Below are 25,630 nucleotides of genomic sequence, written 5' to 3'. Positions count from 1 at the left end.
CAAGGACTCGAAGCAATGACAACAAGCACCCTCACATCCACCGCCCAACTGCTGGGCGGCCTGGTGAGCGCCATGGCCACGGGGCAGATCCGCGTGGTCGACCTCACGCAGACGCTCACGCCCGAGTTCCCGCAGATCGCGCTGCCGCCCGAGATGGGCCAATGCTGGCCCTTCCGCATCGAGGAGGTCTCGCACTACGACGAGCGCGGCCCCGGCTGGTACTGGAACAACTTCTCCTGCGGCGAACACACCGGCACGCACTTCGACGCGCCCATCCACTGGATCTCCGGCAAGGACCTGCCGAACAACTCGGTCGACACCATCCCCGCGCAGCACTTTGTCGCGCCGGCCTGCGTCATCGACTGCTCGGAACAGGTGAAGGCCAACCATGACTACCTCATGACTGTCGAGGACATCGAACGCTACGAAGCCGCGCACGGTCGCATTCCCAAGGGCGCCTGGGTGCTGATGCGCACCGACTGGTCGCAACGCCAAGACCCAGAGGCCTACCAGAACTTCGATGAGACCGGCCAGCACACGCCCGGCCCGAGTTCGGAAGCCGTGCGCTTCCTGGTCGAGCAGCGCGACGTCTTGGGCTTCGGCTCCGAGGCCATCGGCACCGACGCAGGCCAGGGCTACCACCTGCGCCCGCCGTACCCCTGCCACTACTACATGCACGGCGCCGGCCGTTACGGCCTGCAATGCCTGTGCAACCTCGACCAGTTGCCGCCGGCCGGTGCAGTGCTGATCTGCCCGCCGCTGAAGATCCAGAAGGGCAGCGGCAGCCCCTTGCGAGTCCTTGCACTGGTGGAGGGCTGAACCATGACGATCCGCAAAGTTGCAGCAGTCACCGGCGGCAGCGCCGGCATCGGCAAGGCCATCTGCGAGGACCTGCTGGCCAAGGGCTATGAAGTGATTTCGCTCGCGCGCCGCAAGAGCGACATCGTGCATCCCCACATGCACAGCATCGAGGTCGACCTGATGGACCGCGTGGCCACCGGGCAGGCCGTGCACCAGCTGGCGCACCAGTTCGACGTGAACACGGTGGTGCACAACGCCGGCGTGATTCGCGCCGCCTTGCTGGCCGACGTGAAGCTCGACGACCTGGACGCGCTGGTCGACCTGCACCTGGGCTGCGCGATTCAACTGGTGCAGGCGACGTTGCCGGCGATGCGTGCGCAGAAGTTCGGCCGCATCGTGCTGCTGTCGTCGCGCGCCGCGGTCGGCCTGGCCACGCGCACCAGCTATTCCGCGACCAAGGCCGGCATGCTGGGCATGGCGCGCACCTGGGCGCTGGAACTGGCGCCGGAAGGCATCACCGTCAACGTCGTTGCGCCCGGTCCGATCAAGACCGACATGTTCTACGACGTGGTGCAGGAGGGCAGCGACAAGGAGCGCGCGCTGGCCGCTTCGGTGCCGGTCAAGCGGCTCGGCGAATCGGCCGACGTGGCGCGCGCCGTGAGCTTCTTTGCCGATCCGGCCAACAGCTTCGTGACCGGGCAGGTGCTGTACGTCTGCGGTGGAACGAGTGTGGGCAGCCTGGCTCTGTAATTGCTAGCAAGACCCTAGGGAATTCCTCTTGTTGCCCAAACCTCGTCTCGCTAATATTGTTTAGAGCTAAACATTTCACAAATCATGTTGTTGTCACGATCAACTCTGTCTGTCACCTGAGGAAAAGCCATGAAAGTCTCGACCCGTCTTTGCATCCGCACCGGCCTCGCGCTGGGTCTCAGCGCGTTGGCCGTTGCCAGCGCATTTGCCGCCGACCTCAAGGTCGGCTTCATCACCTCGCTCTCGGGGCCGGTGTCCTCGCTCGGCATCCCCTATGAAAAGGGCATCAAGGCCGGCATGGCCTACAAGTCCGAAGTGGCGGGCCACAAGATCACGATGGTTCAGTTGGACGACGCATCCGACCCGACCACCGCCGCGCGCAACGCCCGCAAGATGATCGAGGAAGACAAGGTCGACCTGATCATCGGCACGGCTGGCTCGCCTGGCGCCCTGGCCATCGCGGCCGTGGCGCGCGAGACCAAGACGCCGCTGATCTCGATCGCCAATGCCAACCTGCCGGGCGAGGAGGGCGCATGGATGGTCACGTTGCCGCAGCCGGCGCCGCTGATGGTGAGCGCGGTGGTCGACAAGATGAAGAAGTCGGGCGTGAAGACGGTCGGCTACATCGGCTTCTCGGACGCCTGGGGCGACCTGGTGTACGACGCGCTGAACAAGGCGGCCGAGCCGGCTGGCATCAAGGTGGTGAGCAACGAGCGCTATGCCCGCGCCGACACGTCGGTGGCCGGGCAGGTGCTGAAGATCGTCGCGCTGCGGCCCGACGCGGTCATCACCGGCACTTCGGGCACGCCGGGTGCGCTGCCCTACCTGGCGCTGACCGACCGTGGCTACAAGGGCCAGATCTACGGCACGCATGCGCTGATCAATCCGGACTTCGTGCGCGTGGGTGGTGCATCGGTCGAAGGGCTGCTGGCCCCGACCGGGCCGGTGATCGTGGCCGAGCAGCTGCCGGAAGGCAATCCGATGCGCAAGGTGGCGATGGACTTCCGCGCGGCCTACCAGAAGGCCAACGGGACGCCGCCGACGGATGCGTTCTCGGCCTACTCGTTCGACGGCTGGCTGCTGATGCTGGATGCGGCTTCGCGCACCAAGGGCGAGCCGGGCACGCCGCAGTACCGCGTGGCGCTGCGCGATGCGATCGTGAACACGAAGGAGCTGGTGGGCACGCACAGCGTCTACAACTTCAAGCCGGACAACCGCTATGGCTCCGATGACCGTTCGCGCGTGATCGTGAAGCTTGAAAAAGGCCAGTGGAAACTGGTGCCCTGAACCGTGCCCGGGCTGCGCGCGCCTTCCTTGCGTGGCCCACTGTCTTGCATGCCAGCGGGCCGGCGAATCCGGCAACGCGGCCATCCTGAAATCGATCCTTTTCCTTGAAAGCGTCCATGCCAAAACTCAACCGGATTCTTCTCGCCGCGGCCCTGGTCGCCGGCATGTCGAGCGCACTCGCGGCGGACCTGAAGATCGGGCTGGTCAGTTCCTTGTCCGGGCCGGTTGCGGCGCTGGGTATTCCGTATGAGAAGGGCATCCGCGCGGCGATTGCGGAGCATCCAACGATCGGCGGGCGCAAGGTCGAACTGATCGTGCTGGACGATGCCTCGGACCCGACGACGGCCGGGCGCAATGCGCGCAAGCTGGTGGTGGACGACAAGGTGGATGTGCTGATCGGCACCTCGGGCGTGCCAGGTGCGATGGCGATCGCGGCGGTGGCCAATGAGCTGAACACGCCGTTGATCTCGCCGACGCCGGTGGTGATTCCGGGGCCTGAGGGTGCGTGGACGGTCACGGTGTCGCAGCCCTTTCCGCTGATGGTGGCGGCGGTGGTGGACCGGATGAAGAAGCAGGGCGTGAAGACGGTCGCTTTCATCGGCTTCTCCGATGCGCTGGGCGACCTGGCGTATGACTCGCTGGTGAAGAGCGCGGAGCCGGCCGGCATCAAGATCGTGGCGAACGAGCGTTATGCGCGCTCGGACTCGTCGGTAGCGGGGCAGGTGCTGAAGATCGTGGCGCAGAAGCCGGATGCTGTGTTTGCGGGGAACTCGGGGACGCCGGGTGCGCTGCCGTATCTGGCGTTGGCCGAGCGGGGGTACAAGGGGCAGATCTATGGGACGCACGGGCTGATCAATGCGGATTTTGTGCGCGTGGGTGGTGCTTCGATCGAGGGCTTGCAGGTGCCGAGCGGGCCGGTGCTGGTGGCGGACCAGTTGCCTGACGCCAACCCGATCAAGAAGGTGTCGATGGGGTTCCGGGCGGCCTACCAGAAGACGAACGGGGTGGTGCCGACGGATGCGTTTTCCTCGTACACCTATGACGCGTATCTGTTGTTGGCGGATGCCGCGTCGCGCGTGAAGGTGGAGCCGGGGACGCCGCAGTACCGCACTGCGTTGCGCGATGCGATCGTGAATACGAAGGAGCTGGTAGGGACGCATGGGGTCTACAACTTCAAGCCGGACAACCGGTATGGGTCGGACCAGCGTGCTGTTGTGATCGTGCGGATGGAGAAGGGGCAGTGGAAGCTGGTCCCCTGACCGTTTTTTATGTCGTTCCTTCTTGTTCGTTGTCGTTGGACAGGGCGCCCGGCATGCGGTGCGCGCCGGGCGCCTTCACTGTGCCGGCCCCTGCGGGGCTCCCCTGCAGTGCTCACGATCCGCGGGGTCCACGTGAACTCGCCTTCGGCTCAAACAGCACGTGGCCCTGATCCGCGGATCGCTGCGCGCTTCGGCGGCACAGAGGCGGCTCCCGTCCCGCACCGCACGCCGGGCTCAGGGTGTTCGACGGCAGCAGGCTCTTCCGTCGCTGCGAAGGCAGGGTGCGCATGAACTACCGCGACCGCCCTGACGCGATACGGGCACTGGTGCAGGACGACCGCGTGCATCGCGACCTGTACCTGAGCGACGAACTGTTCGCGCTGGAGCAGGAGCACTTCTTCTCGAATACCTGGAACTACCTCGGCCATGCGAGCCAGGTGCCGAATGCGGGCGACTTTCTGGCGCAGGACATCGCGGGCAAGCCGTTGCTGATGGTGCGCCAAGCCGACGGCGGCATTCGCGTGTTCTACAACCGCTGCGCGCACAAGGGCACGCAACTTGTCAGCGATGCCTGCGGCAACACCGGTAAGTTCTTTCGCTGCCCGTACCACGCCTGGACCTACAAGCTCGATGGCTCGCCGCTCGCGATTCCGATCAAGGCGGGTTACGAAGGCACGCAGCTTCGCGAGTGCGCGTCGGGGCAGGGGCTCACGGACCTGAAGCACGTGGCCGTGTACCGCGAGTTCGTGTTCGTGCGGCTCAGCGATCAAGGCCCGGGCTTCGAGGACTACTTCGGCGAGGTGCTGCGCGCCATCGACAACATGGTCGACCGTTCGCCGGAAGGCAAGCTCACGCTCGCCGGTGGCGCGATGCGCAACATCATCCACTGCAACTGGAAGATGTACCTGGAGAACATCAACGACACGGTGCATCCGATGTCGACGCACGAGTCGGCGACGCGGGCGGCCAACACGGTGTGGGCAGGCCATGCGGCGGACGAACCCAAGCCGATGGCGATGGAGCAGATCCTGCCTTTTGGCGCCGGCTACGAGTTCTTCGACAAGATGGGCGGGCGGGTGTTCGCGAACGGACACAGCGTGCTGGGGATCAACTTCAGCATCCACTCCAACTATGCGCAGGTTCCGGACTACGAGGCAGCGATGCGCGAGGCCCACGGGGCGGAGCGTGCGACGGAGATCCTGCAACGCTCGCCGCAGAACTCGGTGCTGTTTCCGAGCCTGTCGGTGAAGGGCTCGCCGCAAGCGATCCGCGTGATCCGGCCGTTGGCTGCGAACCGCACCCTGGTGGAGGCCTACGCGTTCCGCGCGGCCGGTGCGCCGGACATCCTGTTCGAGCGGGCCATGAGCTACAACCGGCTCGTGTTCTCGCCGATGTCGATGGTGGCGCATGACGACGTGCATCTGTTCGAGAGCATGCAGCAGGGCTTGCGCGCCGAGGGCAATGAATGGGTGAGCCTGCATCGCGACTTCAAGGCCGGCGAGTTCGACGTGTCGACGCAGGACACCAACGGCACCAATGAACTGCTGATGCGCAACCAGTTTCGTGCGTGGTCGCACTTCATGACGCTGGGCAGGGAGGCGACAGCTTGACCACCGCTGCGCATCATCGCCTCGACGAAGCCGCGCTATGCCGTTTCGTCGCGGACGAGGCCGCCTTGCTCGACGAGCGCCGCTTCGACGATTGGCTGGACCTGTTCGCCGACGACGGCCGCTACTGGGTGCCGCTGCTGGGCCGCATGCAGGCCGACCCGTATTCGCACAACTCGATCGCCTATGAAGACAAGCTGCTGCTGCGCCTGCGCATCGAGCGCCTGAAGGATCCGCGTGCGCATTCGCAGCATCCGACAAGCCATTGCCAGCATGTGCTGCAGGCGGCGAGCCTGGAGCACAGCGACGCGCACGTGGGCACGGCCGTGCTGCGCACGCCCTTTCTCTATATCGAGTCGCGCGGCGAGCAGCAACTGATGCTTGCCGGCAGCTACCAACACACGCTGGTGCGCACCGCCGACGGGCTGCGCATCCGGCAGAAGCGCGTGAACCTGCTGGGCGCCGAGCGCGCCTTGCCGGCCGTGCAACTCTTCATCTGATTCTTTCCATTTCCCGAACCACAACACCACGAGGAGTTCTTCCATGAATCGCTTGATGCAGACCCTGACCCGCAGCACGGTGGCGATCGCCGTGATGACCGCATGCGTCGCGAGCGCATTGGCGGCCGATCTCAAGGTCGGGCTGAGCGTTTCGCTGTCCGGTCCCAATTCCTCGCTCGGCGTGCCGTACTCCAAGGGCATGGCGGCCGCACAGGCCTACAAGGGCGAGATCAACGGGCGCAAGGTGCAGCTCATCGTGCTGGACGACGGCTCCGACCCGACCACCGCCGGCCGCAATGCGCGCAAGCTGATCGAGGAGGAAAAGGTCGACGTGATCATGGGTACCTCGGGTGTGCCGGCCGCCATCGCGATGGCGCAGGTGGCCAAGGAAACGAAGACGCCGATGATCGGCCTCACGCCGATCCTGCTCGACGCCGCGGACAACCCGTGGGTCATGACGGTCGCGCAGCCGACGCAGCTCATGATCGACGCGGTGGTCGAGCGCATGAAGCGCAACAACGTCAAGACGGTCGGCTACATCGGTTTCTCCGACGCGTGGGGCGACCTGGTCTACACCGCGATGATGAAGGCCGCGCCCAAGGCCGGCATCACGGTGGTGAGCAACGAGCGCTATGCGCGCGCGGACGCATCGGTCACCGGCCAGGTGCTGAAGATCGTCGCGCTCAAGCCCGATGCGGTGATGACGGGCGGCGCAGGCACGCCCGGCGCGTTGCCTTTCCTGGCCTTGCAGGAGCGCGGCTACAAGGGCGGCGTGTATGGCCAGCATGGCCTGATCAATCCCGACTTCGTTCGCGTGGTTGGCGCAGCCGGGCAGGGCGCGCTGATGCCCACCGGCCCGATCATCGTGGCCGAGCAACTGCCGGACAACTATCCGACCAAGAAGATCGGCCTCGATTTCCGTGCGGTCTTCCAGAAGACGAACAACGCACCGACCACCGATGCCTTCTCGGCCTATTCCTTCGACGGCTGGCTGGTGTTCGCCGATGCCGCCGCGCGTGCCAAGGGCGAGCCGGGCACGCCGGAGTTCCGCGTGGCCTTGCGCGACGCGATCTTCAGCACCAAGGAAGTGGTGGGCACGCATGGTGTCTACACCTTCAAGCCGGGCGACATCTCCGGTGTGGATGAACGTGCCCGCGTGATCGTGAAGCTGGAAGACGGCAAGTGGAAGCTGGCGCCCTGAATGCCAGCTGCTGACATGAAACAAAAGGGAGCGCTTCAATGACGTGGGACGTGGCACTCATCCTGGGCATCGACGGTCTGGCCAACGGTGCCGTTTATCTGCTCGCCGGCCTGGGCCTGGTGCTGATCTTCTCGGTGACGCGGGTGGTCTTCGTGCCTTTCGGCGACGTGGCCGCCTTCGCGGCGCTGACGCTGGCGGCCTTCGAGACCGGCCGCACGCCGCCGACCATCGGTCTGGTGCTGACGCTCGCCTTGCTGGCCACGTTGACCGAAGTTGGCAGCCTCGTCCGGCGCGGTGAATATGCGCGCATTCCTAAGGCCGTCCTGGCCTGGGGACTTGTGCCCGCCGTGCCCTGCCTGCTGGCCTGGCTGGCTGCGCGCGCGGGCATGCCGGCGGTGCTGCAAATCGCGGCCTCGGTGCTGCTGGTGGTGCCGATCGCACCGCTGTTGGCGCGCGTGGTGTTCCAGCCCATCGCGGATGCGTCGGTGCTGGTGTTGCTGATCGTGTCGCTGGCGCTGCACTTCCTGCTCTCGGGGCTGGGACTGCTGTTCTTCGGGCCCGAAGGCTCGCGCACGCAGCCGCTGGCCTCCGGCATGCTGACGCTGGGCGATGGCTTCACGGTGAGCGGGCAGGTGATCCTGATGGTGACTTCGGCGCTGGTGCTGAGCGGATTGTTCTTCCTGGTGTTCGAGCGCACGGTGGCCGGCAAGGCCCTGCGCGCCACCGCCGTCAACCGCGTGGGCGCGCGGCTCGTCGGTATCCGGCCCGCGCGCACGGCCATGCTGGCCTATGGCTGTGCTTCGCTGCTTGCCGGATTGATCGGCATCCTGATCGCGCCTGTGACCACGATGTACTACGACTCGGGCTTCATCATCGGATTGAAGGCTTTCGTGGCCGCCATCATCGGCGGGCTGGTGAGCTATCCGATGACGGCTGTCGGCGCGCTGGCTGTTGGCCTGGTCGAGAGCTTCGCCTCCTTCTGGAGCGGGGCGCTGAAGGATGTGATCGTGTTCAGCCTGCTGATTCCGGTGCTGATGCTGCGCTCCTTCCTCGCGGCGCATGTGGAAGAGGATGAAGAGGAGTTGGACCAATGAACCACCGTTCCAACTTTCGCATCCTGATCGGCGTGGTGGTCGTCGCGATCCTGTTCGCGCCCCTGGTCCTCGGCAACTTCACCGTCTCGCTGATGAACGACATCGGCATCGGTGCACTGGTGGCGCTGGGCCTGGTGCTGCTCACTGGCGTGGGCGGCGCGACCTCCTTCGGGCAGGCGGCCTTCGTCGGCATTGCGGCCTATGCGACCGCATGGCTCACCACGGCGCAAGGCATGTCACCATGGATCGGTCTGCTGTTCGCGCTGCTGCTGACGGGCTTGTCGGCGCTGGCCATCGGCATGCTCACGCTGCGACTCGGCGGGCACTTCCTGCCGCTGTCGACCATCGCTTGGGGCCTTTCGATCGCGATGCTGTTCGGCAATGTCGATGCGCTGGGCCGTCATACCGGGCTGTCGAACATCCCGGCCTTGAAGATCGCGGGCTGGTCGCTGGTCGATCCGCGTGCCATCTACTACCTGATCTGGTTCATCGTCGGGCTGGCGATCCTGTTCAGCTACAACCTGCTGGCATCGCGGCCGGGCCGCGCAATCCGCAGCCTGCGCGGTGGTGCGACCTTGTTGGCCAGCGTGGGGGCGGATGCTTACCGCGTGCGCCTGACGTTGTTCGTGCTGGCTGCGTTGTTCGCCGCGCTGGCGGGCTGGCTCTACGCGCACATGAACCGCTTCGTGAGCCCTGCGCCCTTCGACGTGCGGGCCAGCATCGAGTACCTGCTGATGGCGGTGTCCGGTGGGCTAGGGCAACTGGCCGGCGCGCTGGTCGGTTCGGGCCTGGTGCTGGTGCTGAAGAACGCGCTGCAGGACGTGTTGCCGATGCTGACGCAACGTGCCGGCCAACTGGAAGCGATCACCTTTGCGGCGCTGTTCATCCTGCTGGTGCACTTTGCGCGCGGCGGGCTGATGGGCTTCCTGCGCAAGATGACGCACGGCCGCTTCGCCGCGCCGCGCTCGGATGAAAAGCTGGCCGCACCGGTCGAACCGCTGCCGCATCGCAAGCTGCCCGCGCGCGGCACGCGCATCCTGTCGGTCAATGGCGCGGTCAAGCGCTTCGGCGGCCTGGTGGCGGTGAACGAGGTCAGCTTCGACGTGAACGCGGGCGAGATCATCGGGCTCATCGGCCCGAACGGCGCCGGCAAGTCGACCATGTTCAACCTGCTGACCTGTACGCTGCCGATGACGGCCGGGCAGGTGCGCTTTCTTGACCGCGACATCGCCGGCATGCCGCAGCGCGAAGTCGCGCGGCTGGGCTTGGCGCGCACCTTCCAGCACGTGAAGCTGCGGCCGCAGATGAGCCTGCTCGACAACGTCGCGCTCGGTGCCCATTCGCGTACGAAGGCGGGCGTGCTCAAGGCGGGCTTGCGGCTCGACCGCACGGAAGAGCGGCAGATCCTGCAGGAGGCCAAGCGTCAGCTTGATCGCATCGGCCTGGGCGACCGCGCCCATGAACTCGCCGGCAGCCTGCCGCTGGGCACGCAACGCATCCTGGAGATCGCCCGTGCACTCGCGGCCGACCCGGTGCTGCTGGTGCTCGACGAACCCGCCGCCGGCCTGCGCCGCAAGGAAAAGATGGCGCTCGGCGACCTGCTGCGCAAGCTCCGCGAGGAAGGCGTGACGATCCTGATCGTCGAACATGACATGGACTTCGTGATGAAACTGGTGGACCGACTGGTCGTGATGAACTTCGGCTCCAAGCTGGTCGAGGGCGTGCCCTCGGCGGTGCGCGCGGATGAGCGTGTGCAGGCGGCGTACCTGGGGAGCGTCGTATGAGTTCCATGTTGGAGATCGGCGACCTGCATGTCTCGTATGGCCAGGTCGATGCGGTGCGTGGCGTGTCGCTCTCGCTGGAGAAGGGCCAGATCATCTCGGTCATCGGACCGAACGGCGCAGGCAAGACGACTTTGCTCGCCGCGGCGATGGGCCTGCTGCCTTCCAAGGGCATCCTCAAGTTCGAAGGCGAGGACATGCATGGCCTGGACGTGGAATCGCGCGTCGAGCGCGGCCTCTGCCTCGTTCCGGAGAAGCGCGAGCTGTTCGGCGAACTCACGGTGCTCGACAACCTGCAACTCGGCGCCTACACCAAGCGCCTGCGCAGCGATGCGCTGAAGAAGCGGCTGCAGTCGGTCTACGACCGCTTTCCGCGCTTGGCGGAGCGCAAGTCGCAGCGCGCCAACACGCTCTCCGGTGGCGAGCGGCAGATGCTGGCCGTGGGCCGCGCGCTGATGTCCGCGCCCCGCCTGCTGATGCTCGACGAGCCCAGCCTCGGCCTCGCGCCGCTGGTGGTGCGCGACATCCTGACGATCGTGCGCAAGCTGCGCGATGACGGCGTGTCGATCCTGCTGGTGGAGCAGAACGCGCGTGCGGCGCTGGAGAGTTCGGACGAAGGCTATGTGCTGGAGACCGGGGAGATTGCCTTGCACGGCGCGTCGGCAGCGCTCTCCAGCGACCCGCGCGTGCAGGCGACCTACCTCGGTGGCGGCACGCACGATGAGGATTGATCGCCCGCAGGAGACGCGTGCATGACACAAGCTGAAGCCTCTCCCGTGCGAACCCTGCCGGCCATGCTGCAACGCCTGGCCGCGCGCTTCGGCGACAAGCCCCTGCTCTCGATCGCCGGCACACGCTGGACGCATGCACAGGCCGCCGAGATCGTCGCCCGCCGCGCCGGTGCGCTGCAACGCGCCGGCGTCCAACGTGGCGACCGCGTCGCACTCATGTGCGGCAACCGCGTCGAATGCCTTGAAGTGTTCCTGGCCTGTGGCTGGATCGGCGCCATCTCCGTGCCGATCAACACCGCGTCGATGGGCCCGCAGATCCAGTACTTCCTGGCCAACAGCGGCGCGCGCCTGCTGGTCATCGAGGATGCGCTGGCCGAACGACTGCAGACGGCAGACTTGTCGCAGACCGACCTTGCCGCGATCTGGATCGTCGGCGGTAACAACGCGGGCGAATCGCGGATCGGCACCGTCCCGTGCATACAGATGCCGGAAGACGGCGAAGCCGCCGAAGCCGCCGACGTGCAACCCGGCGACACCCTCGCCATCCTCTACACCTCGGGCACCACCGGCCCGGCCAAGGGCGTGACCTGCCCGCATGCGCAGTTCCACTGGTGGGGCGCCAACACCGCCCGCATCCTCGGCGTGGGCGCCGACGACGTGCTGTGCACCACGTTGCCGCTCTTCCACATCAACGCGCTGAACACCTTCGCGCAAGCCGCGCTCACCGGCGCCGAGGTGGTCTTTGCACCGCGTTTTTCCGCCTCTGGCTTCTGGCCCGCGATGCAGGCCTGCGGCGCCACGGTGGTCTACCTGCTCGGTGCGATGGTGCCGATCCTGCTCGCGCAGCCGGAAGGCGAGGGCGAGCGTGTGCACCGCGTGCGCATCGGCCTCGGGCCCGGCGTTCCCGCGCAGGCCGGCGCGGAGTTCCGCCGCCGCACCGGCGTGCAACTGCTGGAAGGCTACGGCTCGACCGAGACCAACTTCGTCATCGCCACCCGCCCCGATGCGCCACGCACGGGCGTCATGGGCTGGCTGCAACCCGGCTTCGATGCGCGCGTCGCCGACACATCGGACGCGGCCTTGCCCGATGGCCAGGCCGGTGAACTGCTGCTGCGTGCCGACGAGCCCTTCGCCTTCGCCACCGGCTACTTCGGCATGCCCGACAAGACCTTGGAAGCCTGGCGCAATCTCTGGTTCCACACCGGCGACCGCGTGGTGCGGGAGTCCGATGGCGCGTTCCGCTTCATCGACCGCATGAAGGACGCGATCCGCCGCCGCGGCGAGAACATCTCCTCGTATGAAGTGGAGCAGGTGCTGCTGAGCCATCCTTCGGTCGCGACTGTCGCGGTCTATCCCGTGCAATCCGAGCTGGCCGAAGACGAAGTCATGGCCTCCCTGATCGTGCAGCCCGGCACCCGTGTCGACCTCACCGTACTCGCAGCGTTCTGCGAAGGCCGCTTGCCGTACTTCGCCATCCCGCGCTACATCGACATCGTCGACGACCTGCCGCGCACCGAGAACGGCAAGGTCCAGAAATTCAAGCTGCGCGAACGCGGCGTGACGGCGACAACCTGGGATCGCGCCCCCACCCGAAAGAAATAGCACCATGCCATCACTCGACAACCGCCACGCTGTGGTCACAGGCGCGGCACGCGGTATCGGCGCCGAGATCGCGCGCACGCTCGCCGCCGACGGCGCCCGGCTCACCTTGCTCGGCCGCCAGCGCGAGACCCTGCAACGCCTGGCCGACCAACTCCCCGGCGGCGGCCATTTCATCGCGGTGGCCGACGTGGCCGACCAGGCCTCGGTCACCGCCGCCTTCGCCGAGGCACGCGCCGCGCTCGGCCCCGTGGCCATCCTCGTCAACAACGCCGGCCAGGCCGAAAGCGCGCCTTTCCACAAGACATCGCTGGAACTCTGGCAGCGCATGCTCGCCGTGAATCTCACCGGCAGCTTCCTCTGCGCGCAGGCCGCGTTGCCCGACATGCTGGAGGCCCGTTGGGGCCGCATCGTCAACATCGCGAGCACGGCCGGCCAGCGCGGCTATGCCTACGTCAGCGCCTACACGGCCGCCAAGCACGGCGTGGTCGGCCTCACGCGCTCGCTCGCGCTCGAAGTGGCGCGCAAGGGCATCACGGTCAACGCCGTGTGCCCCGGCTACACCGACACCGACATCCTGCGCGACAGCGTCGCCAACGTGGTCGCCAAGACAGGCCGCAGCGCCGACGAAGCCCTGGCCGAATTCGCGTCCGTGAACCCGCAGCAGCGGATCGTGCAACCGGGCGAGGTGGCGAATGCGGTTCGCTGGCTTTGCGGGGAGGCGGCGGCGTCGGTCACGGGGCAGTCGATCTCGGTGTCGGGTGGCGAAGTGATGTGACAGGCGACCGCTCGCGGCTCACTCAGTCCGCCTTGATCCCGCGGTCCTTGATGAGCTTGCCCCACTGCGGCAGTTCCTTCTCGAGTCGGGCGCGCGCTTGCGCGGGCGTCGACGGAATCGGGTCGAACCCTTCCTTGGTCATGCGCGCAGCAACTGCGGGAGACTTGAGCGCCTCGTTCAGGCTCGCGTTCAGCTTGTCGATGACGGCCTTGGGCGTGGCGGCGGGGGCGAACACCATGAACCACGTCTCGAAGTTGTAGTTGGGCAAGCCGGCTTCAGCGAGCGTCGGAACGTCGGGCATCAAGGGCGAGCGCTTGGTGCCGGTGACGCCCAGCGCACGCAACTTGCCGCCTTGCACCTGCGGCAGCGCCGCCGACAGCACGGGAAAGCTCAAGCTGACCTGCCCGCCGATGGTGTCGACGAGTGCCGGGCCGCCGCCGCGATAGGGAATGTGAACCAGTGGAACCTCCGCATTGGCCTTGAACAATTCAGCCGCCATGTGAAAGGTGCTGCCGCCGCCAGCAGAGGCATAGTTGTGCTTGCCGGGTTCGGCCTTCAACAGCGCGATCAGCGACTTCACATCCTTCGCCGGCAGGTTGTTGGTCACGACGAGCACGTGCTGTGAACTCGCGACCATGCCGATCGGCGCCAGGTCCTTCAGCGTGTCGTAGGGCATCTTGGGCGTCAGCGAAGGATTGATCGCCAGCGAGACGGTCTGCAGGCCGATGGTGTAGCCGTCGGGGGCGGATTTCGCCACGGCATCAACGCCCAGGTTGCCGCCCGCACCGGCCCGGTTGTCGACCACCATGACGCCGCCGAGCTTCTTCGCCCACTCGTCGGTGACAAGGCGCGCCGCAATGTCGGCGCTGCCGCCGGGGGCGTAGGGAACGATGAGTTTGATCGGGCGTTGCGGCCAATCCTGGCCTTGGGCCTGGGCGCCGAATGACGCGCTGATGGAAAGGGCCAGCGAAAGAAGTGCGTGACGGCGATGCATGGTTTGTCTCCTGGGGTTGCTTGAATTCGAGGGGATCACTGCGCGTCGAGACGCGCCTTGGTACGTCCGGCCACGTCCTTCACCCACGGCTGGGCGGCCCAATGCCGGGAAGCGAATGCCTCGATCTCGGCCTTGTGGCTCAAGGAGGCGCCGATCATGTCCAGGCCCTGCATGAACATGGTGCGGTGGCGCGCGCTCATCGCGAACGCGAAGGTGTGCTGCGCGGACTTGACCGTCATGGCCTCCACGTCGATGGCGACGTGCAGCGGCGTTGTGCCCTGCCGAGATTCGTCGAGCAATGCCTGCACTTCGTCCTCGGGGAGGATGACGGCCAACAGGCGGTTGTTCATGGCGTTCGAATAGAAGATCTCGCCGTAGGCGGAAGCAATCACTGCCTGGATGCCGAACTGCTGCAGCCCCCACACGGCATGTTCCCGGCTCGAGCCGCAGCCGAAGTTCGGGCCGGCGATGAGGATGCGGGCATCGGCGTACGCGGGCCGGTTCAGGACGAAGTCCGGCTTGATGTCTCCGTCACCGGTGAAGCGGTGATCCCAAAGCAGGCCCCGGTCCAGACCGGCCTTGTCGATGCCGTGCAGGAACTGCTTCGGCATGATCTGGTCGGTGTCGAGGTTGGCAATCTCGATGGGCGCTGCGATACCTTCGATACGGTTGGCAAGCTCGGTCATGCGATGCTTTCAGAAGTTGCAAGGTCCATGTGACGGACGTCGGTGATGTGGCCGGTGATCGCGGCTGCGGCGGCCATGGCGGGGCTCATCAGGTGCGTGACTGCGCCGCGCCCCTGGCGACCTTCGAAGTTGCGATTGGTGGTCGATGCGCAGCGTTGGCCCGGGGAAAGAATGTCGTCGTTCATCGCAAGGCACATGGAGCAGCCTGGCTGTCGCCACTCAAGGCCGGCGTCGATGAGGATCTGGGCGATCCCCTCCGCTTCGGCCTGGACCTTGACCGCGCCCGAGCCGGGAACCACCATGGCCCTGAGCGTCGGTGACACATGCCGGCCCTCGACGACCTTCGCCACGGCGCGCAAGTCCTCGATCCGTGCGTTGGTGCAGGACCCGATGAAGACGTGGTCCACCTTCAGCCCTTCGAGGGTCATGCCCGCTTGCAGGCCGGTGTAGCGCAGCGCCTGCTCCGTGCTGAGCCGCTGCGAGCCTCCCGGCGCCGGCACGTTGCCGTTGATAGGGATCGCCTGGTCAGGGCTGGTGCCCCAGGTCACATGGGGCGCCACGTCACTGGCGTCGAAGCGATGCTCGATATGGAACACGGCGTCGTCGTCGCTGAACAGGGTCGCCCAATGGGCCAGCGCGCGATCCCGGATGTCGCCGTTGATGTCGGGGGCGCGTGCCAGCACATAGTCGATGGCTGCCTGGTCCGGCGCGATGAGCGCGCCGCGTGCACCTGCCTCGACGGTCATGTTGCACAGCGTGAATCGGGCTTCGATCGAAAGCGCGTCGATTGCGCTGCCGCAGAACTCGACCGCATGGCCGCGCGCACCTTGCGCGCTGATTCGGCTGATGACCATGAGGATCAGGTCCTTGGAGGTCGTGCCGATCGGCAGTCGTCCGTCGACCCGAATCCGCATGTCATCCGCGGTGCGATAGACCAGCGTCTGCGTCGCCAGCACATGCTCTACCTCCGACGTGCCGATGCCGAAGCCCAGCGCGCCCAATGCACCGTAGGTCGTGGTGTGACTGTCGCCGCAGATCACCACCATGCCGGGCCGGATCATTCCATGCTCGGGCGCGATGATGTGCTCGATGCCCTGGAGCGCATCGTTCGTATCGAACAGCGGAATCCCATGGCGAACGCAGTTGCGCTTCAGGTTGCTTGCCTGCAGCGCAGCGGCGGGGTTCTGGATGATGCGATTCGCGACCGGGTGCGTCGGGATGACGTGGCTCACCGTCGAGACGTTCTGCGCGGGCATCAGCACTTCGCGACCCTGTTCGTGCAGTCCGGCGAAGGCCTGCGGACTGGTGTATTCATTCATCAGATGCAAGTCACAGAACAGCAGGACGTTCTGGTCGTCGAGTCGTGTGACCGTGTGGGAGTCGACGAGCTTCTGATAGAGGGTTCGAGACGGCATGGCCTGTCCTTGGTCGTGGGTGGGTCTTGAAATCTGCGGGCCTTCATCAGTGGCCCTGTGCCAATGAAGCGAAGTCTATTGATGAGCCGTGACAACATAAATAGCTCATGGGACACTTCATAGTTGCCTTCAAGGAATGAATCGGCTGATGGATACCTTTTCAGATCTCGCGTTCTTCACGCTGGTCATCAAGCTCGGAACGCTTGCCGCCGCTGCCCAGCAGATGGGCGTTACAGCGCCTTCGGTCAGCAAGCGCCTGGCGGCCCTGGAGGCGCGTCTGGGCGTGCGATTGCTCAACCGCACCACGCGGCGCATCAGCCTGACGCCGGAGGGCGAGACCTACGTGAGCGAAGGCGCCCGCGTGCTCGCGGACATGGATGAACTGGAACGGCGAGTGGCGGGCGCCAAGGCCGTTCCGCGCGGTCAGATCAAGCTGAGTGCGACCCTGGGTTTCGGTCGCCGGCATGTGGCGCCCGCGCTGTCGAAATTCGCGCGTGCCTACCCGGAGGTCGAGGTCCAGTTGAGCCTGACGGAAAAGCCGGTGAACCTGGTCGAGCAGGGCTTCGACGCCTCGATCCGTTTCGGCGAACTCCCCGATGCACGCCTGACCGCGCGCCTGCTGGCGCCGAACAAGCGCATCCTCTGCGCCGCGCCGTCCTATCTGCGCCGTGCCGGCGAGCCGTCGCTGCCGGGCGAACTGCAGCGGCACCATTGCCTGTTCATCCGCGAGAGCGACGACACCTACGGAACCTGGCACCTGCGCTCCGGCACCCGGCAGGAGACCGTCAAGGTCCGCGGCCCGCTCAGCAGCAACGATGGCGACTGCGCGCTGTCATGGGCGCTGGAAGGGCATGGCATCCTGATGCGCTCGCTGTGGGATGCCGCGCCCTACCTGCGATCAGGCCGCCTGCGACCTGTGCTGCCGGAGTGGTCGTTGCCCAAGGCCGACATCTACCTGGTATTCCCGAACAAGGGCAACATGTCCGCCAAGACGCGCGTGTTCGTCGACTTCATGCTGAAGCGGTTTGAAGCGCACCGCGAATCGAGCGATGAGAGTTGGGGCTGGTAGACCTGCACGCACCCGACCGCGACAGCGCTCGTGCGAGCGCTGCTGTTCTGGGTGCTGGATCAGTGCATCAATACCCCGCCGCCAGCCCCGTATTCCGCCGCGGATCATTCGCGCCGTAGAACCGGTTGTTCGCCACCGGCTTGCCCCCAAGCGACGGAGCACCAACGATGATCGCCGCGAGGTGATTGGCCGGTTGCGGCTCGCCGAGGTTGTGGCCCATGTCGACCAGGATCTTGCGGGTGTCGGGACTGAACGCATAGGTCTCGACGTTGGTCACGTCGGGCAGCCACTGCTGGTGGAAGCGCGGCGCGTCGACCGCCTCCTGCACGTTCATGCCGTAGTCGATGGCGTTGATCATCGTCAGCATCACGGCCGTGATGATGCGGCTGCCGCCCGGCGTGCCGACCACCATGACGGGCTTGCCGTCCTTGGTGACGATGGTCGGGCTCATCGAACTCAGCGGACGCTTGCCGGGGGCGATCGCGTTGGCCTCTCCCTGCACCAGGCCGTACAGGTTCGGCACGCCGACCTTCGAGGTGAAGTCGTCCATCTCGTCGTTCAGCAGCACACCGGTCTTCGCCGCCGTGACCTTGGCGCCGAACCAGTCGTTCAGCGTGTAGGTGACCGCTACCGCGTTGCCCCACTTGTCGGCGATGGAGTAATGCGTGGTGTTGCTGCCTTCATGCGGCGGGACGCCCGGCTTGATGTCCTTGGAGACACCGGCCTTCTTCGGGTCGATGACGGCGCGGATCTTCTCGGCATAGCCCTTGTCGAGCAGGCGGTCGAGCGGGTTCTTCACGAAGTCCGGGTCGCCCAGGTGGCTGTTGCGGTCCACGTAGGCGTGGCGCATGGCCTCGATCTGGTAGTGGATGCCCTGGGCCGCGCCATAGCCCAAGTCCTTGAGCGGATAGCCCTCGAGGATGTTGAGCATCTCGCAGATGATCACGCCGCCCGAGCTGGGCGGGGGCGCCGACACGACGTGGTAGCCGCGGTAGTCGCATTCGACGGGCGCCATCTCGCGGGTCTTGTACTGGTCGAGGTCGGCCTGCGTGATCAGGCCCTTGCCGGCCTTGCTCGACGCCACGATGGCATCGCCGACCCAACCCTTGTAGAAGCCGTCGGTGCCCTTGGCGCTGATGGTTCGCAAGGTCTTCCCGAGGTCTTTCTGCACCAGCTTCTGGCCGGCCACGAAGGGCTGGCCCTTGTTCAGGAAGATGGCGCCGCTCACAGGATCCTCCTTGAAATCGGCGGTGGAGGTGTTGAGCAGGTCGACGTCACCCTGCTGCAGCACGAAGCCTTTCTCGGCCAGCTGGATGGACGGCGCGATCAACTCGGCGCGCTTCAGGGTGCCGTACTTCTCGCGCGCGTACTCCATGCCGGAGACGCTGCCCGGCACGCCGACCGCGAGGTGGCCCTTGGTGCTCAGGCCCTTGATGACATTGCCGTCCTTGTCGAGGTACATATTGGCCGTGGCGCCCAGCGGAGCCTTCTCGCGGAAGTCGAGGAAGGTCTTGCGACCGTCGGCCAGTTGCACGGTCATGAAGCCGCCGCCGCCCAGGTTGCCGGCGGCCGGGTACACCACCGCCAGCGCATAGCCGACAGCCACCGCCGCATCGACCGCATTGCCGCCGCGCTTGAGCACGTCGACGCCGACCCGGGTGGCCAGGTGCTGCGCACTCACGACCATGCCGTTTTCCGCGGCGACGGGGGCCTGGGATGCGGCCTGCGCGGCGACGCTGGAAAGCACGGCGGCGCTGATGACGAGCGACAGCCGGAAGGTGTGGAGTTTCATGGATGTGTCCCTGTCTTGTGGTGTGGAGGAGGGCTGGGCCGGATCGATGTCACGGGCCCTGTCTCAGTTTAGTGACACGGCTTTGGCGTGGCACGTTGCACTTGAAACAAGATGGAACGTAATGGTCGGGCGCGTCGTCCGACGCAGGGATTCAGTGGCGGAAATTGGTGTCCAGGAAGTCGATCAAGTCGAGCGTGACGTTGGCCTTCTGGGTGACATTGGTGTAGATGGATGCGCCGCGACTGATGCAGCTCTTTCGCATTTCCGGAAACAACGCGGCCGGGTCGGTCTCCGGAAAGGTCTTGCCGTCGTAGCTGAAGCGCCCATCGGGCTCGACCACCACGTTGCATTTGGCCAGGCCTTCCATGTTCGTGCTGCGAAACATGATGCGGTCCTTCGGATCGCCGTCGAACGCGGTGGTTGCCCCGGAGTAGATCTTGACCTGGATCTTGCCGCCCGCCGCCGCGTACTCGCTCGCGAGCGCCTCGCAGGGCTTGACGCCCGTCACTTCGTCCTTGCCGCCAATCGCGACGAACATCTGTGCGGTCGGCTTGGGCTGCCGCGGGTGCAGGAAGCAAGTGGCGCCCACCGCCATGACGAGCGCGAACCGGTCGCTTTTTTCCGCAGGCAGGAATGTCCGGTCGGCGACCAGCAAGGCCACGGTGCCGCCGCGTCCGGAGCCCATGAGCGCCATCCGGTCGGCGGGGTAGCCGAGGGAGACGAGGTAGCGCTTTGCGGCGAAGGTGTCGCGCATCTGTTCATAGAGGCTGATGGCCGTGTTGTCGGTCGACGCGGACGTCACGCGCCGCGCGCCGTAGGTGTCGATCACCAGCACCGTGTAGCCGGCGGAACTGATGGACCGGGCGTAGTGGCCCTCGCGCATGTCGCTCCAGCCGTCGGCGGCATTGACGATGACCACTGCCGCCTTGGCATCACCGGGCGGCTTGAACACCACGGCCTTGATCTCCAGTTCCGGTGCGCCTTCACGCGGGGACTTGAAGCTGACGAGGGTACCGCCCTGGGGCTGCGCATAGGTCATTGGAACTTGCATCCACGGGTGCGCGGGCCGGCTCGGCGACCACACCAGCGGGTCTTGTTGCGCCCGGACCGCAACGCTGCAAAGCACTGCGATGGCCAGCGCTGCCGCACGGTGAAGCGTCGATTGGAGCCGAGTCATTTGCTGCCCTCCGGAAGTCCCGCCATTCGAAGTCCCTCCACCAGCCGCTCGCGTTGCGCAAGAAAGCCGGGGTCCGTCGACGGGTGGGTGAGAACCACGTAGGCGATATTGCTCAGTGGTTGCAACTGGCGGTGCCGTGCCATGTTGGCCGCGGCGGCTGCCTTGCGGCCATGCAATGCGTCGATGGCCGCGAGCATGAGGTAGGGCCGACCGTTGTTCGGGAACTCGGCCGTCCAGTTGCGCAGGATCTCGTAGGCTTCTTCGTCGCGCTGTTGCGCGAAGGCCGCCTCGGCCCGGCACTGGATGAGCCATTGCTTCGCCCGCGTCTGGTGGGGCTGCAAGCCCGATGCCCTGGTCATGTGTTGCTGGGCATCAGCGAAGCGGCCTTGCCGCACCAGCGCGATCGCCATGCGCAGGTGGCTGGCCTGGTCGTCGGGGCTGATCTCCAGGCTGCGTTGCCAGACCCAGAACGCCTCGTCGGGGCGCTGCCGCAAGAACAGCAACTCGGCCCAGGCCGACAGGTTCTGCGCATTGGCCGGGCCGAGCTCCAGGGCACGCTTCAGCACCTTCTCGGTGATGTCGAGTTCATCGCGCGGCGACTTGCTGAAGTAGTTGTAGAACGCCACGAGGTGTGTCACGCCGAGGCCGATCGACGCATCTACGGAATTCGGGTCGACCTCCGCGGCGAACTCGAAGCGCTGGCGCGCCCGTTCCAGATCTTCCTGCGTGTTGCCGCGGTCGAGGTCGCGCCAGGCCAGGACGATGGCGTCGACCGGATCCTTGTCCCGGCCGGGCAGCCGGGCCCGCACGCCTTCGATCTCGTAGTAGCGGGCCTTCAGGGCGCTGGCCACGTCGCGTCCATAGGCGGAACGCACGGCTTCCTCGTCGCTCTTGAATTCGGCCTCGTGCAGGCGGTAGACGGCTCCCGTGGCGATTTCGGTCAGGTTGGCTGCCACCCGGACGGTGCTGCCGTCGCGGACCACGCGGCCGCCCAGCACGAAACGCACCGCCTGCTCCCGGCCGATGCGCTCGAACTCCGGCGCGGCGGGATCCTGCTGCATGGTGGCGCCGCGTTCGATGACCCGCACGCCTGTGCGCTCCAGTTGGGCGCCGATGGCATCCGCCATGTCGTCGGCCAGCGTGGAGCCCGCGGTCTTGCCGCGCCGATCGCTGAAGGCCAGCACGGCAAGCGCGCGCCGGTTGATGACCTCTTCGTCGATGTTCACCGGCGGTGTGGCATGCCGCAGCGATTGCCATCGCCAGGTCGCCGTTGCGCCGCCGATGACGCAGGCCACCACGATGCTCGCGATCACCCAGTGCCAGCGGCGGGACGCGTGCGGCAGCACCATGGCCGGCGCCGCGGCGACGGGCGCCACGGGCGCGGTCGAGTTCGGCGTGGCGACAGGCACCAGCCTGAAGGCGCCCACGGGCTTGGCGATGTTCTTCACCTGCTGCGGGCCAATGTCCTCGAAGTTGGCGTGCGCCTGTTCGGAGGACAGTTCCTCGACGGCGTGCGACACGACCAGGCCGCCGGGCTCCGCCAGTGCCTGCAACCGCGACGCGATGTTGACGCCGTCGCCGTAGACCGTGCCGTCGGGCTTCTCGATCACGTCGCCGACGTGGATGCCGATGCGGAACTGCAAGCGGAGCTGCGCGGGCGGCTGGCTCGATCGGGAAGCGAGTTCATCCTGGGTCGCGACCGCTGCCCGGACCGCGCCCACCGCCGTGTCGAAGACTGCCAGCACCGAATCGCCGGCGGTGTCCACGACACGCCCGCCCATCAGCGCGACTTGTGTCCGAAAGACCTGGCGGGCCTCGTCGAGTGCGGCCAGCGTACCCATCGCATCGCGCGCCATCGACCGCGAATAACCCGCCGCGTCCGCTGCCAGGATGGCCAACAGTCGATGACGGATGTCGGTCTGCATGGTGGATTGCGGGTGGGCAAACTCCAGGGACGAGCGACGGCCATTGTCAACCCGTGGAACCGATTCATGTGGTCTTTTCCTCCCCAAAAAGGGGGAGGAACTCCCGCCGGATTCAATCCGTCGCCACAGCCTTCCCCGCCGCATCGAACACCATCGTCTTCCCCGAGAGCGGCACCAACGCCGGCATCTTCGCCGCCTTCAGGAAGGCCTCCGTCTTGCTGCCCGGCCGGACCTTGCCGCCGACGGTGCCGACCTCGTTCGCATGCGACACGATCACGGAGGCGGGCTTAACGAGTTCGTTCATCACGTAGGCTGCCTCGGCCGGCCCGGTGGTGAAACCGTCGCCGATGTTCATGACGGCCAGCTTCGCCTTGTAGTGGTCGCGCACCACGCGTTCCTGGTCGGCCAGGATGCCGGTGTCGCCGGAGAGGTAGGCCACCAGGCCGTTGCTGAAGGTCAGCACGTAGCCCGTCGCGTCGCCCACATTGCCCGCGATGCCCGCGTCCTTCATCGCCTTGCCGAGGTCGCCGCCGACGTAGTCCGGGTCCACGCCGTTGCTGTGCAGCGCCAACACCGTCGCGATGCGCACGCCGCCGACCACCACGCTGCCGCCGAAGCGGGCCAGCACGGAGTTCGCCGGATCGCCGCCATTGGCCTTGAGCTTGGCCGCGAAGAAGGGCGGCATCTCGCTGCCGGTGACGATCTTCGATTTCTTGGCCAGCGCGATCTCCACGGCGCTGGTGTTGGGCAGCGCCGAAACGGACACGTCGGGGCTTGCGCAGGTGCCCGAGTTCGGCTCCTTGTTGTGCGCATTGCCGACGTGGTCGCCGTGCATGTGGCTGACCAGGATGATGTCGATCTTGCCCAGGCGCGGATCGTTCGCGCCGGCCACGGTGCGGCCCGGGTCGTAGAGGATGCGAGTGCCGTTCGGGTCCTCGAAGACGAGTGCGCGGTCCTGCGGGCAGAACTCGCCGTCGATGCCGCCGAGCGGTGTCACCTTCACGTTCTGGGCCAAGGCGGGAAGGGCCGCCAACGTGGAGATTAGGGCGATGGCGGTGAACTTGATCGAGCGTTTCATGGAGTCCTCTTGGTTGATGTCGAAGGGAAGTTGATGCTCAAGTTGGTGCCAGCCGCGCCAGCGGAGTGACGCCGGTCTCGGCAGCAAGCGCGTCGAGTTCATCGAGCAGCGCAGGCGCCAGCGGGATGCCGTTCTGCGCATGCTTGCGGCGCTTGTCGAAGCTCTGTTCGCCGGGCAACCAGATGCGCTCGACATGGGGCATGCGCTCGCTGCCGCGGATGTCGCGCACCAGCGTGTCGACCGCCTGCTTGAACACCGCAGGGTCGCCGAAGGCCGCCAGGTCGATGACCAGGATCGCCTGCCCCGTGTTGGTGACCGAGACATGGTCCGCATTGAAGTCGATGACGTCCCGACCCATTGCCGCGCCGCCCAGCGTGCCGGACAGCAGGCCGACGATGAGCGCGAGCCCGTAGCCCTTGTAGCCGCCGATGGGCAGCAGGAAGCCTTCGTTCGATCGCTTGGGGTCCAGCAGTGGCTCGCCCTGCCGGTCGACCATCCAGCCCGTCGGCATCGGCTCGCCACGCTTGGCCAGCGCCTTGACCTTGCCGTAGGCCGCTACGGTCGTCGCCATGTCCAGCACCACGGGCGGCTCGTCGCCGGCCGGGATGCCGGCCGCGATGGGGTTGGTAGACAACAGCGCCTCGGTGCCTCCCCACGGCGGCAGGTGGTTGGCATTGCCCACCGCGAAGTAGAGCCCGAGCATGTCGTGCTGCAACGGCCGGCGCGCATACAGCGACGCAGGCCCCGCATGGTTGCTGAAGCGCGTGCCGACCCATGCGACACCGGCGCTGCGCGCCTTCTCGATGGCAATGTCCACGGCCCGCGTGACGACCAGGTGCCCCATGCCGTTGTCGCCGTCGACCACCGCCATGGCCGCGCGCTCATGCACCACGCGGATCTTCGGATGCTTGTTGATGCCGCCCGCGCGCAGGCGCTTGAGATAGGGCAGCAGGCGGATCACGCCGTGCCCATCGCTGCCCTGCAGGTCGGCCTCGGCCATCAGGGCGGCGACCGTGGCGGCATCCGCCGGTGGCAAGCACTCGTTGATGAAGACCGCCTCGATGAAGCGCCGAAGCGCGTCTTGTGAAACTCGATATGCATTCATGTGGATAGCGCGAGGCCTTTCATTCGGCTTTGATGCCCTGCTCGATGATCAGCTTGCGATAGAGCGCGTACTGCGTCTTCAAGGCCTGGCCGAATTCGGCGGCGGGCATGCCGCGCGGCGTCACGCCGATGGACGACAGCTTCTCCTTCATCGCGGGGTCGGCCAGCGTCCTTGCGATCTCGGCATTGAGCCGGGCCACGATCTCCTTCGGCGTACCCGCTGGCGCCACCAGCGCAAACCATGAGTTGAAGGTGAAGCCGGGCGTGCCGGCCTCGGCGAAGGTCGGCACGTCCGGAAACTGCGGCTGACGCGTCGCCGACGACACGGCCAGCAATCGCAGCTTGCCCGCTTGGATCAGCGACACCACCGTGCCCAGTCCTTGCATGCACACGTCGACCTCGCCCGCCGCAGCCGCGACCGCCGCTGGCGTCGCACCCTTGTACGGCACATGCAGCAGGTCGATGCCGACCCGGCCGGAGAGCAACGCCATGCCGATGTGCTGCGGGCTGCCGTTGCCGCCCGAGCCATAGGTCAGCTTGCCGGGCGCGGCCTTGGCTGCCGCGATGAAGTCGGCCAGCGTGCGCCAGGGCGAATCGGCCTTCACGACCAGGCCCCATTCGACGGTGCCGACCAGCGACACCGGCTCGAAGTCGGTGAGCGCGTTCCACGTCATGTGCGCCTGCATGTTGGGCACCATGGTCAGCACGCTGTCGTTGAAGCCGCCCAGCGTGTAGCCATCGGGCGCGGCGCGCGCCACCTTTTCGGCGCCGATCAGTCCGGCCGAGCCGGGGATGTTCTCGATCACGAAGGCCTGGCCGAGGCCTTCCGACATCTTCTGCATCACCACGCGGGCCGCGTTGTCGACGGCGCTGCCGGGTGCGAGCGGGATGACCAGGCGGATCGGCTTGGTCGGCCATGCGCCTTGCGCCCATGCGCGAAGCGGAACCGTGGCGGTGGAGGCGAGGGCGGCGATGGCCGTGCGGCGTGAAAAGGTCATGAGG

22 protein-coding genes are annotated in these 25,630 nt (G+C 66.4%); 13 read left to right on the top strand and 9 right to left on the bottom strand.

What is annotated here, in order from left to right:
- Positions 1-15 precede the first annotated feature (15 nt).
- From WKW79_RS18440 to WKW79_RS18385, 12 genes are all read left to right on the top strand, one after another.
- Positions 16-819, top strand: coding sequence for a cyclase family protein (locus WKW79_RS18440; protein ID WP_340336627.1), 804 nt, complete (start codon positions 16-18; stop codon positions 817-819).
- Between the two features lie 3 nt (positions 820-822).
- On the top strand, positions 823-1,551 hold the full coding sequence (locus tag WKW79_RS18435) for an SDR family oxidoreductase (protein ID WP_340336626.1): 729 nt from the start codon (positions 823-825) through the stop codon (positions 1,549-1,551).
- Positions 1,552-1,680: 129 nt separating this feature from the next.
- Complete coding sequence (locus WKW79_RS18430; RefSeq protein WP_340336625.1) at positions 1,681-2,838, top strand: ABC transporter substrate-binding protein; 1,158 nt, start codon at positions 1,681-1,683, stop codon at positions 2,836-2,838.
- A 116-nt stretch (positions 2,839-2,954) separates the two neighbouring features.
- Positions 2,955-4,097: an ABC transporter substrate-binding protein gene (locus WKW79_RS18425; RefSeq protein WP_340336624.1), complete on the top strand. Its 1,143-nt coding sequence runs from the start codon at positions 2,955-2,957 to the stop codon at positions 4,095-4,097.
- Positions 4,098-4,384: 287 nt separating this feature from the next.
- Positions 4,385-5,707 carry an aromatic ring-hydroxylating dioxygenase subunit alpha gene (locus tag WKW79_RS18420; protein ID WP_340336623.1) on the top strand — a complete coding sequence of 441 codons (1,323 nt, stop codon included), beginning with the start codon at positions 4,385-4,387 and terminating at the stop codon, positions 5,705-5,707.
- Positions 5,704-6,204, top strand: a complete 501-nt coding sequence (locus WKW79_RS18415) for an aromatic-ring-hydroxylating dioxygenase subunit beta (RefSeq protein WP_340336622.1) — start codon at positions 5,704-5,706, stop codon at positions 6,202-6,204. The genes WKW79_RS18420 and WKW79_RS18415 overlap by 4 nt, the downstream gene beginning before the upstream one ends.
- Before the next feature lie 43 nt (positions 6,205-6,247).
- A complete protein-coding gene (locus WKW79_RS18410; RefSeq protein ID WP_340336621.1) occupies positions 6,248-7,405 on the top strand; it encodes an ABC transporter substrate-binding protein in 1,158 nt (385 codons plus the stop codon).
- A 38-nt stretch (positions 7,406-7,443) separates the two neighbouring features.
- A complete protein-coding gene (locus tag WKW79_RS18405) occupies positions 7,444-8,499 on the top strand; it encodes a branched-chain amino acid ABC transporter permease (RefSeq protein WP_340336620.1) in 1,056 nt (351 codons plus the stop codon).
- Positions 8,496-10,283 (top strand): branched-chain amino acid ABC transporter ATP-binding protein/permease, encoded by a 1,788-nt coding sequence (locus WKW79_RS18400; protein ID WP_340336619.1) that lies wholly within the window; start codon positions 8,496-8,498, stop codon positions 10,281-10,283. Before WKW79_RS18405 ends, WKW79_RS18400 begins: the two co-directional genes overlap by 4 nt.
- Positions 10,280-11,011, top strand: a complete 732-nt coding sequence (locus WKW79_RS18395; RefSeq protein ID WP_340336618.1) for an ABC transporter ATP-binding protein — start codon at positions 10,280-10,282, stop codon at positions 11,009-11,011. The genes WKW79_RS18400 and WKW79_RS18395 overlap by 4 nt, the downstream gene beginning before the upstream one ends.
- A 21-nt stretch (positions 11,012-11,032) precedes the next feature.
- The gene (locus WKW79_RS18390; protein WP_340336617.1) at positions 11,033-12,613 is read left to right on the top strand and encodes an ATP-dependent acyl-CoA ligase; all 1,581 of its coding nucleotides are present in this window, start codon (positions 11,033-11,035) and stop codon (positions 12,611-12,613) included.
- A gap of 4 nt (positions 12,614-12,617) precedes the next feature.
- Complete coding sequence (locus WKW79_RS18385) at positions 12,618-13,388, top strand: SDR family NAD(P)-dependent oxidoreductase (protein WP_340336616.1); 771 nt, start codon at positions 12,618-12,620, stop codon at positions 13,386-13,388.
- 22 nt (positions 13,389-13,410) lie between these two features.
- Here WKW79_RS18385 and WKW79_RS18380 read toward each other — a convergent pair whose 3' ends face one another.
- Genes WKW79_RS18380 through leuC form a run of 3 tightly spaced genes read right to left on the bottom strand, consistent with a single transcriptional unit; the run spans position 13,411 to position 16,483 of the window.
- Positions 13,411-14,382 (bottom strand): Bug family tripartite tricarboxylate transporter substrate binding protein, encoded by a 972-nt coding sequence (locus WKW79_RS18380; protein WP_340336615.1) that lies wholly within the window; start codon positions 14,380-14,382, stop codon positions 13,411-13,413.
- A gap of 35 nt (positions 14,383-14,417) precedes the next feature.
- Positions 14,418-15,068, bottom strand: a complete 651-nt coding sequence (gene leuD, locus WKW79_RS18375) for a 3-isopropylmalate dehydratase small subunit (RefSeq protein WP_340336614.1) — start codon at positions 15,066-15,068, stop codon at positions 14,418-14,420.
- Entirely contained in the window at positions 15,065-16,483 is a 1,419-nt protein-coding gene (gene leuC, locus WKW79_RS18370) for a 3-isopropylmalate dehydratase large subunit (RefSeq protein WP_340336613.1), read from the bottom strand. Before leuC ends, leuD begins: the two co-directional genes overlap by 4 nt.
- Before the next feature lie 148 nt (positions 16,484-16,631).
- Between leuC and WKW79_RS18365 the strand changes: the two genes are divergently transcribed.
- Positions 16,632-17,552 carry a LysR family transcriptional regulator gene (locus WKW79_RS18365; protein WP_340336612.1) on the top strand — a complete coding sequence of 307 codons (921 nt, stop codon included), beginning with the start codon at positions 16,632-16,634 and terminating at the stop codon, positions 17,550-17,552.
- Between the two features lie 67 nt (positions 17,553-17,619).
- On the opposite strand, the gene ggt is transcribed toward WKW79_RS18365, so the two are convergent.
- The 6 genes from ggt to WKW79_RS18335 all read right to left on the bottom strand — a co-directional run bounded on the left by ggt (position 17,620) and on the right by WKW79_RS18335 (position 25,626).
- The gene (gene ggt, locus WKW79_RS18360; RefSeq protein WP_422823920.1) at positions 17,620-19,239 is read right to left on the bottom strand and encodes a gamma-glutamyltransferase; all 1,620 of its coding nucleotides are present in this window, start codon (positions 19,237-19,239) and stop codon (positions 17,620-17,622) included.
- Positions 19,240-19,495: 256 nt separating this feature from the next.
- Entirely contained in the window at positions 19,496-20,521 is a 1,026-nt protein-coding gene (locus WKW79_RS18355) for a dienelactone hydrolase family protein (protein WP_340336610.1), read from the bottom strand.
- Entirely contained in the window at positions 20,518-22,446 is a 1,929-nt protein-coding gene (locus WKW79_RS18350; RefSeq protein WP_340336609.1) for a tetratricopeptide repeat protein, read from the bottom strand. The genes WKW79_RS18355 and WKW79_RS18350 overlap by 4 nt, the downstream gene beginning before the upstream one ends.
- A gap of 112 nt (positions 22,447-22,558) precedes the next feature.
- Complete coding sequence (locus tag WKW79_RS18345) at positions 22,559-23,524, bottom strand: MBL fold metallo-hydrolase (protein WP_340336608.1); 966 nt, start codon at positions 23,522-23,524, stop codon at positions 22,559-22,561.
- A gap of 37 nt (positions 23,525-23,561) precedes the next feature.
- Complete coding sequence (locus WKW79_RS18340) at positions 23,562-24,629, bottom strand: Ldh family oxidoreductase (protein ID WP_340336607.1); 1,068 nt, start codon at positions 24,627-24,629, stop codon at positions 23,562-23,564.
- A 19-nt stretch (positions 24,630-24,648) separates the two neighbouring features.
- Positions 24,649-25,626, bottom strand: a complete 978-nt coding sequence (locus WKW79_RS18335; RefSeq protein ID WP_340336606.1) for a Bug family tripartite tricarboxylate transporter substrate binding protein — start codon at positions 25,624-25,626, stop codon at positions 24,649-24,651.
- Positions 25,627-25,630 lie beyond the last annotated feature (4 nt).

This window comes from Variovorax robiniae (assembly GCF_037889955.1).
In the GTDB taxonomy this organism is placed as follows: domain Bacteria; phylum Pseudomonadota; class Gammaproteobacteria; order Burkholderiales; family Burkholderiaceae_C; genus Variovorax; species Variovorax robiniae.
This window is presented reverse-complemented; position numbering and strand designations above follow the sequence as displayed.

Bases quoted from the DNA above. Each gene is read 5' to 3' on its own strand.
- WKW79_RS18350 (WP_340336609.1), bottom strand. From the start codon at position 22,446: ATGCAGACCGACATCCGTCATCGACTGTTGGCCATCCTGGCAGCGGAC.
- WKW79_RS18390 (WP_340336617.1), top strand. From the start codon at position 11,033: ATGACACAAGCTGAAGCCTCTCCCGTGCGAACCCTGCCGGCCATGCTG.
- leuD (WP_340336614.1), bottom strand. From the start codon at position 15,068: ATGACCGAGCTTGCCAACCGTATCGAAGGTATCGCAGCGCCCATCGAG.
- WKW79_RS18385 (WP_340336616.1), top strand. From the start codon at position 12,618: ATGCCATCACTCGACAACCGCCACGCTGTGGTCACAGGCGCGGCACGC.
- WKW79_RS18400 (WP_340336619.1), top strand. From the start codon at position 8,496: ATGAACCACCGTTCCAACTTTCGCATCCTGATCGGCGTGGTGGTCGTC.
- WKW79_RS18395 (WP_340336618.1), top strand. From the start codon at position 10,280: ATGAGTTCCATGTTGGAGATCGGCGACCTGCATGTCTCGTATGGCCAG.
- WKW79_RS18345 (WP_340336608.1), bottom strand. From the start codon at position 23,524: ATGAAACGCTCGATCAAGTTCACCGCCATCGCCCTAATCTCCACGTTG.
- WKW79_RS18365 (WP_340336612.1), top strand. From the start codon at position 16,632: ATGGATACCTTTTCAGATCTCGCGTTCTTCACGCTGGTCATCAAGCTC.
- WKW79_RS18340 (WP_340336607.1), bottom strand. From the start codon at position 24,629: ATGAATGCATATCGAGTTTCACAAGACGCGCTTCGGCGCTTCATCGAG.
- WKW79_RS18435 (WP_340336626.1), top strand. From the start codon at position 823: ATGACGATCCGCAAAGTTGCAGCAGTCACCGGCGGCAGCGCCGGCATC.
- WKW79_RS18355 (WP_340336610.1), bottom strand. From the start codon at position 20,521: ATGACTCGGCTCCAATCGACGCTTCACCGTGCGGCAGCGCTGGCCATC.
- WKW79_RS18430 (WP_340336625.1), top strand. From the start codon at position 1,681: ATGAAAGTCTCGACCCGTCTTTGCATCCGCACCGGCCTCGCGCTGGGT.
- WKW79_RS18420 (WP_340336623.1), top strand. From the start codon at position 4,385: ATGAACTACCGCGACCGCCCTGACGCGATACGGGCACTGGTGCAGGAC.
- WKW79_RS18405 (WP_340336620.1), top strand. From the start codon at position 7,444: ATGACGTGGGACGTGGCACTCATCCTGGGCATCGACGGTCTGGCCAAC.
- WKW79_RS18335 (WP_340336606.1), bottom strand. From the start codon at position 25,626: ATGACCTTTTCACGCCGCACGGCCATCGCCGCCCTCGCCTCCACCGCC.
- WKW79_RS18440 (WP_340336627.1), top strand. From the start codon at position 16: ATGACAACAAGCACCCTCACATCCACCGCCCAACTGCTGGGCGGCCTG.
- WKW79_RS18380 (WP_340336615.1), bottom strand. From the start codon at position 14,382: ATGCATCGCCGTCACGCACTTCTTTCGCTGGCCCTTTCCATCAGCGCG.
- leuC (WP_340336613.1), bottom strand. From the start codon at position 16,483: ATGCCGTCTCGAACCCTCTATCAGAAGCTCGTCGACTCCCACACGGTC.
- WKW79_RS18425 (WP_340336624.1), top strand. From the start codon at position 2,955: ATGCCAAAACTCAACCGGATTCTTCTCGCCGCGGCCCTGGTCGCCGGC.
- WKW79_RS18410 (WP_340336621.1), top strand. From the start codon at position 6,248: ATGAATCGCTTGATGCAGACCCTGACCCGCAGCACGGTGGCGATCGCC.
- ggt (WP_422823920.1), bottom strand. From the start codon at position 19,239: ATGGTCGTGAGTGCGCAGCACCTGGCCACCCGGGTCGGCGTCGACGTG.